General features: G+C 58.7%; 11 protein-coding genes. 7 read left to right on the forward strand and 4 right to left on the reverse strand.

The window, feature by feature from the left end:
* Positions 1–437: 437 nt before the first annotated feature.
* Together fdhD and C515_RS0115925 are read right to left on the reverse strand one after the other, a co-directional pair.
* Entirely contained in the window at positions 438–1,253 is an 816-nt protein-coding gene (fdhD, locus tag C515_RS0115920) for a formate dehydrogenase accessory sulfurtransferase FdhD (RefSeq protein ID WP_028456328.1), read from the reverse strand.
* Positions 1,254–1,716: 463 nt separating this feature from the next.
* Positions 1,717–3,948: an FdhF/YdeP family oxidoreductase gene (locus C515_RS0115925; protein ID WP_043650054.1), complete on the reverse strand. Its 2,232-nt coding sequence runs from the start codon at positions 3,946–3,948 to the stop codon at positions 1,717–1,719.
* A gap of 347 nt (positions 3,949–4,295) precedes the next feature.
* Between C515_RS0115925 and C515_RS21545 the strand changes: the two genes are divergently transcribed.
* Positions 4,296–6,038 (forward strand): AIPR family protein, encoded by a 1,743-nt coding sequence (locus C515_RS21545; protein WP_081687003.1) that lies wholly within the window; start codon positions 4,296–4,298, stop codon positions 6,036–6,038.
* A 111-nt stretch (positions 6,039–6,149) separates the two neighbouring features.
* Complete coding sequence (locus tag C515_RS0115935) at positions 6,150–6,359, forward strand: hypothetical protein (RefSeq protein ID WP_144290498.1); 210 nt, start codon at positions 6,150–6,152, stop codon at positions 6,357–6,359.
* Positions 6,360–6,418: 59 nt separating this feature from the next.
* Here C515_RS0115935 and C515_RS0115940 read toward each other — a convergent pair whose 3' ends face one another.
* A complete protein-coding gene (locus tag C515_RS0115940; RefSeq protein ID WP_028456331.1) occupies positions 6,419–7,792 on the reverse strand; it encodes a heavy metal sensor histidine kinase in 1,374 nt (457 codons plus the stop codon).
* Positions 7,789–8,460 carry a heavy metal response regulator transcription factor gene (locus C515_RS0115945; protein WP_028456332.1) on the reverse strand — a complete coding sequence of 224 codons (672 nt, stop codon included), beginning with the start codon at positions 8,458–8,460 and terminating at the stop codon, positions 7,789–7,791. Before C515_RS0115945 ends, C515_RS0115940 begins: the two co-directional genes overlap by 4 nt.
* A 156-nt stretch (positions 8,461–8,616) precedes the next feature.
* Here C515_RS0115945 and C515_RS0115950 point away from each other — a divergent pair, with 156 nt between their 5' ends.
* From C515_RS0115950 to C515_RS0115970, 5 genes are all read left to right on the forward strand, one after another.
* Positions 8,617–9,144, forward strand: a complete 528-nt coding sequence (locus tag C515_RS0115950; RefSeq protein ID WP_028456333.1) for a GlcG/HbpS family heme-binding protein — start codon at positions 8,617–8,619, stop codon at positions 9,142–9,144.
* Entirely contained in the window at positions 9,141–9,551 is a 411-nt protein-coding gene (uraH, locus tag C515_RS0115955; protein ID WP_028456334.1) for a hydroxyisourate hydrolase, read from the forward strand. The genes C515_RS0115950 and uraH overlap by 4 nt, the downstream gene beginning before the upstream one ends.
* 582 nt (positions 9,552–10,133) lie before the next feature.
* Complete coding sequence (locus C515_RS0115960) at positions 10,134–11,129, forward strand: hypothetical protein (RefSeq protein ID WP_028456335.1); 996 nt, start codon at positions 10,134–10,136, stop codon at positions 11,127–11,129.
* Positions 11,130–11,179: 50 nt separating this feature from the next.
* Positions 11,180–11,719, forward strand: a complete 540-nt coding sequence (locus C515_RS23705) for a hypothetical protein (protein ID WP_144290499.1) — start codon at positions 11,180–11,182, stop codon at positions 11,717–11,719.
* A gap of 219 nt (positions 11,720–11,938) precedes the next feature.
* Positions 11,939–12,156 (forward strand): helix-turn-helix domain-containing protein (locus C515_RS0115970; RefSeq protein WP_028456337.1); only part of this gene is annotated, 218 nt, incomplete at its 3' end.

A 12,156-nucleotide genomic window follows, 5' to 3' on the forward strand; every position in this document is an offset into this window, starting at 1 on the left:
CTCACCCGGCCCGCAAGGGAAGATCAACGCCACGAGTACGTCAACGTCACGATTGCAACGCAGAAGCAGTGATGGCCCATTGGTCGAACCGGCGGCGGGCAAACCTGATGGATTCCCAGTGCGCGAAGCACGCTAAGCCGATAAGGACCCGCCGCGCGAATAGCCCATCATGGTCCGGGCGATTGAGCCCAACGCAGAGGCCGGATATACGTGCGCAGTCGATCCAGCGACCAGAACTGCGGAATGCTTGCAAACCGGGAGGAGTCCATATACGGAATCCAGTGGCAATGCCAGTTCGAGCGTCGCTCTGGATGCCGGCCTTCGCCGGCATGACGAGTTGCTGAGCAGGCTGCCTAATCAGGAAGCATAAAGGCAGGGTATATATCCACAGCCCATGCATCAAAAAGCCACCAAGTCTATCCCTGCAAGGGTATAAGTCAGCCCAATGCTACGGTCACGATACGCTGCGGGTGCGTGTACACCGTCATCCGTCCCTGCCTGGCGAAGCCGGCCAGCGTGATGCCGGCCTGCTGCGCCCAGTCCACCGCCAGCGCGGTCGGCGCGGAAATGGCGACCACCACCGGCATCGCCGCGCGCGCGGCCTTCTGCAGCATTTCCAGCGACACGCGCGAAGTCAGCAGCAGCACGCCATCGCCACGCTCGCGCTCGGGGGCCAGCGCGCCGATCAGCTTGTCGAGCGCGTTGTGCCGGCCGATGTCCTCGCGCACCAGCAGGCCGTCATCGAAATCACCCAGCCAGCCCGCCGCGTGCAGGCCGCCGCAGGCCTGGTTGAGTGTCTGCTTTTCGGCGAGGCGCGCCAGCCCGGCGTGAATGGCATCGGTGGGGAAGCATTGATTCGATCCGGCCACCGGCAAGGGGCGCAGCACCTGCTCCAGCCGGCTGCCGCACAGCCCGCAGCTCGTGCGGCTTGTGAGCCGTGGTGCCTGCGCGCGCAGCTGCGCGGCGTATTGCTCGGGGATGCGGATGTCGGCGCGGTAGCAGTCGGCCTCGCGGCTGATCGCAATATCGAGGATCTGGTGATAGGCCGGCACGATGCCTTCGCTGAGCGTGAAGCCGATGGCGAGTTCTTCCAGACTGGTCGGCGTGCACAGTGTCACCAGCTGCTCGACGCCGTTGTAATGGAGCGCCAACGGCGCCTCGTCGGCCAGCAGTTCGTCGGCGGGCGCTGATTCGCCATGCTGCAGGCGCAGCGCGAGGGCGGGCTTGATGCCGCGACAAGGCTCAGATTTCATATACCCACCAAGCCATCAGCATGCAGCCTTTCAATTTATTAACCCACAAAGCAATACCCATGAATTCACCTCGCACTTACCCGGCATGACTGCATTGGCAAATGCGGAAGATCATTAAGCACAGAGGCGCAGAGGAAAGGCAAGCCAGGATAAACAGACTCTCCACGGCCTCCGGCGAATTGCGGTTATCTGTGCCTCTGTGGTGGATTCGGGATTCCGAGCGCGGCCAGACAAGCTTTGCCGCTGGATTCCGGCCTGCGCCGGAATTGACAGCCCATCAATCCGGCCGCCAGAAACTTGAGCAGGCGTAGGAGCGAGCTTGCTCGCGAAGCGTTGCCGATCGCGAGCAAGCTCGCTCCTACAACTGAAAATCCCGTAGGTCGGATAAGCGCAGCGCCATCCGACTGCAACACGCTCTCAGCCGGAAGGCGCTGCGCTTTTCCGCGCCTACGCCAACATGCGCTCACTTTCCCAGCAGATACACCGGTATCGCCTTGCTGGCCGGCGTCATCGCTTCCACGTCGTGATAATCCAGCGGCACCAGCGGGTTGGTTTCCGGGAAATAGGCGGCGAGGCAGCCGCGCGGGATGTCGTGCGGCTGCAGGCGGAAATCTTCCACGCGCCGCTCGCCGTCGGTCCACACCGACACGATGTCAACACGCTGATCCGCTACCAGCCCCAGCGCGGCAATGTCGGCCGCATTGGCGAACAGCACGCGGCGCTCGTTGCGTATGCCGCGGTAGCGGTCGTTCAGCGCGTAGATGGTGGTGTTGTACTGGTCGTGGCTGCGCACGGTGGCGAGTGCCAGCAGCTTGTTGGGTGTGAGCGCCTGCATTTCGGCAATCACGTCCGGCTGCAGCGCGTGCACCTTGAACTGCGCCTTGCCCGCCACTGTTGTCCAGCGCAGCTCGCGCGCGCTATTGCCCAGATAGAAGCCGCCGGGCGAGCGCACGCGGGCGTTGAAGTCCTGAAAACCCGGAACGACCTGCGCAATCAGATCCCGGATGCGGTCGTAATCGGCCACCAGTCCGTCGAAATCGACCGGGCTGTTGGCGAGCGTGGCGCGGGCGATGCCGGCGACGATTGCCGGCTCGGACAGCAAGTGCGGCGACGCTGGCGGCTTCACCCCTCGCGTGAGGTGCACCATGCTCATCGAATCTTCCACCGTGATCTGCTGCGCGCGGCCGGCGGTTTCGTCATTCTCGGTGCGACTCAGGCAGGGCAGGATCAGCGCGTCGCGGCCCGGCAGCAGGTGCGAGCGGTTGAGCTTCGTCGTGATGTGCACGGTGAGGTTCTGGCGGCGCAAACCCGCCCAGGTACGCGGCGTATCCGGCGTGGCCGCCGCGAAATTGCCGCCCAGCGCGATGAACACCTTGCCGCGCCCGTCTTCCATCGCGGCAATCGTCTCGACCACATTGCGGCCGTGATCAGATGGCGGCGTGAAGCCCGCCGCCTTGCCGAGCTGGTCCAGAAAGGCAGTGCTCGGGCGCTCGTTGATGCCCATCGTGCGGTCGCCCTGCACATTGGAATGCCCGCGCACCGGGCAGGCGCCGGCGCCGGGCTTGCCCAGATTGCCCTTCACCAGCAGCGCGTTCACCAGCATCTGGATCGTCGCCACCGCATGCCGGTGCTGGGTGATGCCCATGCCCCAGGTGAAGATGCTGGCGTCGCTGGCCAGATACAGCGCGCACAGCGCATCCAGCTGCTCACGGGCGAGGCCGCTGGCCTCGACCAGCGCATCCCAGCCGGTGGCCAGCACGTCCTCGGCCAGCGCGGTGAAGCCGTCGGTGTGCGCCTCGATAAACGCCTCGTCGTGCGCGCCGGCTTCCAGCACGGCCTTGATCAGTGCCTTACCGATTGCGAGGTCTCCGCCGAGCTTGGGCTGGAAATAGTGGCTGGCGATCGTGGTCGCGTCATTCGTCAGCATTTCCAGCGGCTGCTGCGGGTCCTGAAAGCGCAGCAGGCCGGCTTCGCGCAGCGGGTTGATCACCACGATCTGGCAGCCGCGCTTGGCGGCCTCGCGCAACGTGCCCAGCATGCGCGGGTGGTTGGTGGCCGGGTTCTGGCCAAACAGGAAAATCGCGCTGGCGTGCTCGAAATCGTCCAGCGTCACCGTGCCCTTGCCCACACCGATGCTGGCGGTAAGCGCGCGCCCGCTGGGCTCATGGCACATGTTCGAGCAATCGGGAAAATGGTTGCTGCCATAGAGGCGCACGAAGAGTTGATAGAGAAACGCCGTCTCGTTGCCGGTGCGCCCGGAGGTATAAAAATGCGCCTCGTCCGGGCTGACCGCGCGCAAATGCTCGCCCACCAGCGCAAAGGCCCACTCCCAGGCGATGGGAAGATACTTGTCGCTGGCCGCGTCATAGCGCATCGGCTCAGCCAGCCGGCCCTGCTGCTCCAGCGTGTAATCGTCCCAACCCAGCATCTCGGTAACGGTATGCCGCGCGAAGAAGGCCGCATCGGCCAGCCGGCGATCCAGCTCGTGGTTGATCGCCTTCGCGCCGTTCTCGCAGAAATTGATCCGGGTATCGGGCTTGTCCGGCCACGCACAGCCGGGGCAATCAAAACCGCCGGGCTGGTTGGCATTGGCCAGCGCAATCACCGCGCGCGCCGCATTGGCCGGCTGAATGCTCGCCAGCGTCGCCTTCAAGGCCCCCCAGCCACCGGACGGCGGGGTTTTCGATTCGGACATGGGCAGCTCCCGGCAAAGGTGGAAGGGGGCAGTGTAGCAAGGCTGGCAGGTGGGCTGGGTATGGCCGTGCCGGAGCAGCAAACGGGCAGGTAACTGGCAAAGCAATACACTTGCATGTATTGACCCAAACCCAGCCAGATTCATTACCTAACGACACATACCCTGTGCACCAAAACCTACCTCAGTGGCAAGCCCTGCAACGCGGCAAAAATCCCACACCTTGCCCGCACGGAACTGACATCAATCCCAGAGATAGGCTTATGATCAACATCATCCGACGAACGGTAAGAGTCATTCGTTACCGAAAAAACTATCAACATAGCTAAACAAGAAAAAGGATTTTACTTATGAATGCGATAATTCATCATAAAGCTGAATTTAATAAGCAACATAAATTAATTGAGAGCCATGGCGACAACGCATATATCCTTTGGGCTCTAGGATTGTACCTTGATGAACCAGACTTAGATGCATTATCTTCACGGGCACTTACTGATGGTGGCAATGACAAAAGCATAGATTTTCTAGAAATCGACAAAACAGGTCAAAAAATCGTTATTGTTCAAGGATATTACACAAAAAAAAATGGTGACAAAGCACCTTCAAAAAAAGCTTCAGACATAAACACAGCAGTAGCATGGCTAGCCTCTGGCGACATGAAGTGCCAAACGATCAACCAACGACTCAAAGAACGTATATCCGACTGCCGGGATTTAATTGAACAAGATGAAATCGAACATATTGAGTTGATCTACATTCACAACCTACCCGAATCTATCAACACAAAGCAAGAACTAGAAACCTGCGAAAGAAATGCACAAAAATTATTTCTTGACAAAGGGATCAGCGTAACCTGCAAAGAGCTCGGCATAACTGAAATCGAGTCTCTATACATGGAAAGATCGTCACAAATACTAATAAAACATAAAATAAAAATCGATGGAGAAAGGATCGGTTACATTCAAAATACAGACTGGGATGCATACATATTCAACATCAAAGGCGAGTGGCTCCGAGACCTATTTAAGCAGCACGATGACAAGTTATTTTCCGCAAATTACCGCGGATTCCTCGGAGTCAACAAGAGGAAAAAAATTAACTCTGGAATTAAAAATACAGCAGAAAAGCAGGCGCCTGACTTCTGGGTCTTCAACAACGGAATAACATTAATTACAACACAGATAACCGAAGAGAAGGCGGGGCGAAAAAAAGAAAACTACCTTCACGGAATATCCATCATTAATGGCGCACAAACTACTGGATCACTAGGAAGCATAGATTCAAACATTGGAATCCCTGACGTAAAAGTAATGTGCCGCGTAGTAGTCTGCAAAAACCCAGAAAAGATCGAAGAAATCGTCAAGTACAATAATACACAAAACAAAATCACCACATGGGATCAATACGCAAACGACGAAACCCAGAAAAACTTAAAAGATCAATTCAAGAAACTAGGCTTTGAGTACAGTTTAAAAAGAGGATTCGACGCAGCAACAGCTGAGATTGGCATTGAAAAAGTGGCTCAGCCAGTACTTGCATTCAACGGAAGCCTGCAAGACTCTAACCGAAGCAAAAACTCAATATTCGAGAGCGCCGAAATATACAAGCGCGCATTCTATGACAAAAGCGCACGCCATGTTCTTTTAGCATTTTGCTTCTCAAGATCGATAGATAACATCAAAAACACGCTACAAAACAAAGAAACACGAACAAAAATGGAAACAGAACAACTCAATTTATTTAACCACTTTAGCTTTAAAAACTTTCTACAAGCCTCCATAGGAAGATGCCTTGAGCCATTCATCAAAAGACAATACAACATTAACGATCTCAAGGTGAACAATAACTCGATAAAAACAATCGAAGAAATGTCAAAAACACTAGAACCAATAACGAGACAAGTACTCCGCGGAGTCACAAGAGAACTAGGAAGTTACGCAGAAAACAACAAGGCAAGCATGTCGGACATCCTCAAAAAGGAAGAAACCCTTGTTGCCATATCACCTGACGTTAACTCATTCTTAGAAGGCATTATCGATGGCCGAGATGAATATGATTTCTCCAACATCATATACTCACCTGCCTGTTAAAATCTGTGGATGGGGCGGATGAGCTAACTCATTTTTCGGATAATTCGCCCGCCCCCCGAATTGTTTTTTTTCGCGCGCAAGACGGTGATTTCGTCCAGCCAGATCCTGCACATGATCATTCCCGTCGGCCACCTGCAGCCGGTGCACGCGAAGATGCTGGGCTTTTTCCTTGGCTATCTGGACGACGAATTCGAATACCGCGCGCAACCGGACAACCTGCCGCAGCCCGGCGACGATGCCTGTACGGCGCAGTTCAAGCGCTTCGTGTTCGCGGCGACGCAGGCGGGCATCCAAGGCGTGCCGGTGTTCATGGATAGCTGAGCGCGACGCCCGTCATGCCGCCCGGCAAGGCTGGCGCACGTCGGGGCATTCCGCCGCCATCACCCGTCCTGGCGGTCCGGAAAAACCAGGGTGAAACAGGTCTGCTGCGCATTGCTGCTCACCCGTGCACTGCCGCGATGCAGCTGCATGATGGAGCGCACGATGGCGAGCCCCAGCCCGCCCGAGTCGCCCGCCTGATTTCTGGACGGGTCGCAGCGATAGAAACGCTCGAAAACAAAGCCGATCTTTTCCGGGGCAATCATCGGCCCCTCGTTCACGACGCTGACTTCGATGCGCTCGCCGGCCTGCCGGCTGGCGATGACGATGGGCTTGCCTGCGTCGCCATAGCGCAGGGCATTGGCCAGCAGATTGGCCAGGGCCCGCCGCAGCAGATCGGGTTCGGCCCAGAGCGGATGGCTGGCTTCGTTGATCAGGGTGATCTGGCGTTCCTCGGCCATGCCCTCGAAATACTCGCACAGCTGCCCGACCAGATCGTGCAGCGCTATCCGCTGCGGCCTGATCGAGGCATTGGCCTGCTCGGCGCGCGCGAGGAAGAGCATATTGTCCACCATGCGGGCCAGGCGTTCGTATTCTTCCTGGTTGGAGATCAGCAGGTTCTGGTAGTCATCCGGCGAGCGCTCCTGCTGCAGTGCCAGGCTGGTCTGGCCCATCAGATTGTTGAGCGGGGTGCGCATTTCATGCGCCAGATCTTCGGAAAAGCGCGAGAGCTGCAGAAAGCCGTTTTCCAGACGGACTAGCATCTGGTTGAGTGCTTCCGTCAGCGTTTTCAGCTCGTGATGCTGGCCGAAATGGGCAAGCCGCTGATCCAGATGCTGCACATCGATGCTTGCCGCCTGTGCAGCCAGCTGCCGCACCGGCTGCAAGCCCCGGTAGCTCACCAGCCAGCCCAGGGCAAATGCCAGCACTGCGCCGATCAGCACGGCAAAGCCCACCCGGAGTGCGTAGGCATTGAGCATTTGCTCGCGCTCGGCCAGCAGCTTGCCGGCAATGAGGGTGTAGCGCTGCGCGCCAAGCTCGACCGTCTGCACGGCGAGGCGCGCGGGGGATGAGCCGGACCAGTCCAGCAGGCGGGTTGCCGCTTGCTGCGGCACATGCGGAATGGGCAGTTGCTGGACATTCACTTCAATGATCGCCCGGCCCTGCTCATTCAACACCCACAGCACATTGTCGCGATTGCCCAGCATGTTTTCATAAAGCTGCGGGCGCCGCCCCAGGGCATCGATGTCGCCGCCGTCGTCCATGATGGCGCGAATGCGCTCAATCCGCCCTTTCAGGGCCTGATCGTCGCGCCAGACAATTTCCTGCTGCAGCGACTGGTAGAGATAAATGCCGATCGCGCCAAACAGCACCACGCTGACCAAGGCAAACAGCGCGGCCAGCTGCACGCTGAGCTGGGCTGGCCAGCGCCTCATGCCTGCACCTCCAGGCAATAGCCCATGCCGCGCAGGGTGTGGATCAGCTTCACCGGATAGGGGTCGTCGATCTTGGCGCGCAAGCGCCGGATGGCCACATCGACCACATTGGTGTCGCTGTCAAAGTTCATGTTCCAGACCCGCGAGGCAATCAGGGTGCGCGACAACACCTCGCCTTCGCGGCTGATCAGCAGATGCAGCAGGGCGAATTCCTTGTTGGTCAGGCTGATGCGTTCGCCCTGGCGGGTAACGCGGCGCTTCAGCAGATCAAGCTGCAGATCGGCCACTTCGAAGAATTCCGTTTCCCTGGGCGGGCCGCGCCGCAACAGGGTGCGCACGCGCGCCAGCAGTTCCGCATAGGAAAACGGCTTGATCAGATAATCGTCGGCGCCCAGCTCCAGCCCCTTCACCCTGTCCTCGACCGCGTCGCGCGCAGTCAGAAACAGCACCGGCGTTGCCGATTTGCGGCGCAGGATCTGCAGCAGCTGCCAGCCATCCAGCCCCGGCAACATCACATCCAGGATGACGAGGTCGAATTCATGCTCCTGGATCAGATGCTGGCCATCAAAGCCGTTGAGGGCAATGTCCACGACAAAGCCCGCCTCGCCCAGACCCTTGCGCAAATAGTCTGCCGCCTTGATTTCGTCTTCCACCACCAGGATTCGCATTGTTTCTGACCCGCATTCGATAGCGCTTGAACAGCGCTGCCAGCATAGGCCGAAGTGCTGTGCCGGCACATTACAAATATGTCATCTCCAGGCAATCGGTTTGACGGGGCGCCTTGGGCAAGATGGCGACATCCGACAACGCAGCAGGATTCGCTGATGAAAACCCGACCGACACTCTGGCCCCTTGCAGGGCTGATCGCTTGCGCCGCTTTTGCTTCTGTCAATGCCGCGGCAAGCGAGCAGATCCTGCAGCAGAAAAACATGTCGCTGGCGCTGGCAAATCAATTGATCAACGCGACCCTGGCCGCCTGCCATGCCGAAAACCGCTCTGCGGTCGTCACCGTGGTGGATCGCGGCGGCAATCTGCTGGCCGTGCAGCGCGATGATCAGGTTGGCCCGCACAACACCGAGGCCGCCCAGCGCAAAGCCTTTACCGCCCTGTCGACCAGGACACCCACCCGCTTGCTGGCCGAGCGGGCGCGCAGCACACCGGACTCGATCAATCTGGCAACGGTGGACAGCCTGTTGCTGATTGGCGGCGGTGTGCCGGTATTCAGCGGCAAGGACATCATCGGCGCCATCGGTGTCGGTGGTGCTGGCGGCGCAGTGCAGGATGAAAGCTGCGCACTCAAGGCCATTGAACAAGTTTTACCCCCCCACCAAACCGAGAGGAAGCAATCATGACCAAATTCAAATCGCTGCTGGCCGGCGCCATTTTCAGCGGCCTTTCCACCCTGGCCATGGCCGCCACGAACCCGCTCAGCGTGCATGTGCTCAACCTGCAGGATGGCCTGCCGTCGGCTGGCGTCACGGTCAAGCTGGAAAAGCAGGACGGTAAAAACTGGGCGGTGCTCAACAGCGCCACGACCAACGAGCAAGGCCGCATCACCGCCCTGTACCCGAACGACAAGAAGCTGGAAAAAGGCGTATATCGCGTGACCTTCCAGACTGGCGAGTGGTTTGCCAGGCAGAATGCGTCCACCTTCTTCCCGGAAATTCCGGTGATTTTCAATGTCGATGCCGCGGTGCCGCACTACCACATTCCGCTGCTGCTGAGCCCGTACGGCTTCTCGACCTATCGTGGCAATTAAGGGCAAAACCAGCCCCGATCATGTCTCTCTTTCAGAAACCCTTTTCGTCATGCCCGCGCAGGCGGGCATCCAGAGCAAAGCTTGATTTCACAACCGTCATCTGGATTCCCGCGTACGCGGGAATGACGCTTCTGAAGCAGAGACATCGTCAGGAAACCAGTTTGGCAGTCATCCGCTGACAGCGGCATTCACCGCCCAAGCTGATGGGTAGCCAGCTCAAGAAAAGGCTGCAATCCGGAAAGATTGCAGCCTTTTCGCGCAATCGCCAGAAGCCATGGCAACGCGCCGTCCCAGCCCGCCCGGCAAGGCCACCAGCTGCGATGGGATGCAGGCCAGTCGACCGAAACACCGTCTGCCTGCAAGGCCTTGCCCCACTCCCTTCGCCATGGCGGCGCCGCATCTCTGCAGCCTGTGTGCCGTCGCTCACTGACGCCAGCATTTCATTTCCCTCATAATCCTGCTCAGTCTATGCCTGCCGCCGTGTTTCTCGGCAGCCTAGAAGCACGGCTTGCCCTGCCCTGTTCGGCCTGCGGCCAGGCAAACCCGGCCATTCAACCTGACTCGACCCTGGATCGCCCCCGCATGAAACTGAAACTGCTGACTCTCTCCCTGCCGGCGCTGCTGCTGGCCAACGCGCACGCGGCCGAGCCGCAGGCGACACCGCCGCAATGCCTGCTGGCCGCTCAGGGCGGCACGGCCGTACCGGACAAGAATGGCGATTTCGATCTGGAAAAATGCCTGAGCAAGGCCGGCAGCCCCAACTTCAGCCGCAAGGGCAAGACGCTGACCGTGTTCCTGGCCAATGGCAAAAAGGCGGTGTTCAAGAACAGCAAGAGCGAAGAAGGCGATTCGGTTTATACCTACGCCGGCTTTGATCCGGCAACGGGGCTGCATCAGGTGAGTTTTTTTGAGGACAACCCGGAATGGCCGAGCGTGGGCTATACCCTGCTGGACCCGAACGCCGGCCAGCTGGGACATGTTTACGGTCAGCTGCCAGCCCATGCGGTATCGCCCGACCGGCAGTGGGTCGTCAGCAGCCGCAACTGTGGCATGGATAGCTGCAGCATCACCGACTCCATCGCCATCAGCCGGCTCCCGGCCCGTGGCATGCGCGGTGAGGTGAAGGACAGCGAGCTCATCATCCCCGCTGATGTGCCGGAAGAGCAACGCGGGCAAGGCAATGGCGACGTGACCATTGTCGGCGTAGCGTGGTTGTCGCCGCAACAGGCCCAGCTTGAAATCAGCTGCCGCAACAGCACCAGCGGCAAGCTGCACAAGGATCAGGTGAGCCTTAGCCAGAGCGGCGAACGCTGGGCGCTGGAGCGCACTCCCTGCGTGACCGTGGCATCGGCTGGCAAGGGCAAACAGGCCGTCGCCGATACCTCACGCAGCACTGGCAGCCTGCGCGCCGGCATGAGCCTGGACGAGGTGGAAAAACTGTTCGGCCGCGCCGCCGACGGCTTCAAGATCAACCCGCTGGCGCTGCTGGGCAAAAAGGAAATCACCCGCGTGTGGAAGGGCAGGAACGGCCAGGTGGAAGTGGTGTTCGTCGGTGACGTGGTCAGCAGCTGGCGCTGATCCTGCGCCAAGGCCAGGAATCGGCAAGGGGCAGCAGGCGCCCTTGCCGAATGGCAGTTCCTGTTGCCGATTTCATCCGGCGCGAATCTGCAGAAAATCCGGATGCCCTCATTGCGCGAGCCTTATCCATGCTGAAAAAAACCGCTTTGACTAGCCTGGCAGTCATCGCCGCAGCAGTTCTGGGCGTTCAATTCATCATTCTGCCGTCAGGTGAAAAACCGCTCATAAACGACCTGTCAGCAAACATACCGATCGCATCAACGCTGGAAGTAAACAGCAGTATGCTTGGCAACTGCACATCAGCGATTTACCGGACAAACTACAAGCCCCTGCGCGCAGGCGAGAGCAGCCACAGCAGCCGATTTGAGCCATGGCAAGAGACTCCGATCCCTGTGTCGCTGAAAGACGGAACTTCGCTGAAAACCAGGCTGATCTACGCCAGTTGTGAATTCACACCGCAAAGCCAGCAGCAATTTTCCGCTGCGCTCGACAGCCCCGGTTCGCTTTACAGCTACTCGACCAGACTCGATGCATTTCTGTTGCTGCAACCTGAAACCGGCACGCTGTTCCACATCCGGCAAGGCAAGTAAACGTGCGAATTTACAACCATCGACCATTTTCTGTGCCAACAGCCAACGGCTTGCTCACTCATCCGGGAGTCACACCTGCCATGCCCATCACACTGAAACTCATCGCCACGACGGTTTGGTGCAGCCTGCCCTTTTTTGTCGGCGCCTTGCAGCTACCTGCTAGTGCATAGGGCGGAACAAATCTTTACTTATTAGGTCATTGTTTACATGCGACGACCAATGACCCTTTCACTCTCCGAGGCCGATCTCCAAGAATTGACAACCTGGGTTCGCCGCGGCTCGACACCACAAAAGCAGGCGCTGCGCGCCCGCATCATCCTCATGACCGCCGAAGGCGTTCCCAGTAAGGAAATCGCCCTGCAATTGCGCACAACCGCGCCCACCATCATGTTGTGGCGACGCCGTTTCCTCGAAGCCGGCGTTGCCGGCTTGCGCCA

The sequence above is a fragment of the Chitinilyticum litopenaei DSM 21440 genome, assembly GCF_000428145.1.
Taxonomy (GTDB): Bacteria; Pseudomonadota; Gammaproteobacteria; order Burkholderiales; family Chitinibacteraceae; genus Chitinilyticum; species Chitinilyticum litopenaei.

What these genes read in the sequence shown, in the direction of transcription:
- fdhD (WP_028456328.1), bottom strand. Translation starts at nt 1,253, where the DNA reads ATGAAATCTGAGCCTTGTCGCGGCATCAAGCCCGCCCTCGCGCTGCGC.
- C515_RS0115925 (WP_043650054.1), bottom strand. Translation starts at nt 3,948, where the DNA reads ATGTCCGAATCGAAAACCCCGCCGTCCGGTGGCTGGGGGGCCTTGAAG.
- C515_RS21545 (WP_081687003.1), top strand. Translation starts at nt 4,296, where the DNA reads ATGAATGCGATAATTCATCATAAAGCTGAATTTAATAAGCAACATAAA.
- C515_RS0115935 (WP_144290498.1), top strand. Translation starts at nt 6,150, where the DNA reads ATGATCATTCCCGTCGGCCACCTGCAGCCGGTGCACGCGAAGATGCTG.
- C515_RS0115940 (WP_028456331.1), bottom strand. Translation starts at nt 7,792, where the DNA reads ATGAGGCGCTGGCCAGCCCAGCTCAGCGTGCAGCTGGCCGCGCTGTTT.
- C515_RS0115945 (WP_028456332.1), bottom strand. Translation starts at nt 8,460, where the DNA reads ATGCGAATCCTGGTGGTGGAAGACGAAATCAAGGCGGCAGACTATTTG.
- C515_RS0115950 (WP_028456333.1), top strand. Translation starts at nt 8,617, where the DNA reads ATGAAAACCCGACCGACACTCTGGCCCCTTGCAGGGCTGATCGCTTGC.
- uraH (WP_028456334.1), top strand. Translation starts at nt 9,141, where the DNA reads ATGACCAAATTCAAATCGCTGCTGGCCGGCGCCATTTTCAGCGGCCTT.
- C515_RS0115960 (WP_028456335.1), top strand. Translation starts at nt 10,134, where the DNA reads ATGAAACTGAAACTGCTGACTCTCTCCCTGCCGGCGCTGCTGCTGGCC.
- C515_RS23705 (WP_144290499.1), top strand. Translation starts at nt 11,180, where the DNA reads ATGGCAGTTCCTGTTGCCGATTTCATCCGGCGCGAATCTGCAGAAAAT.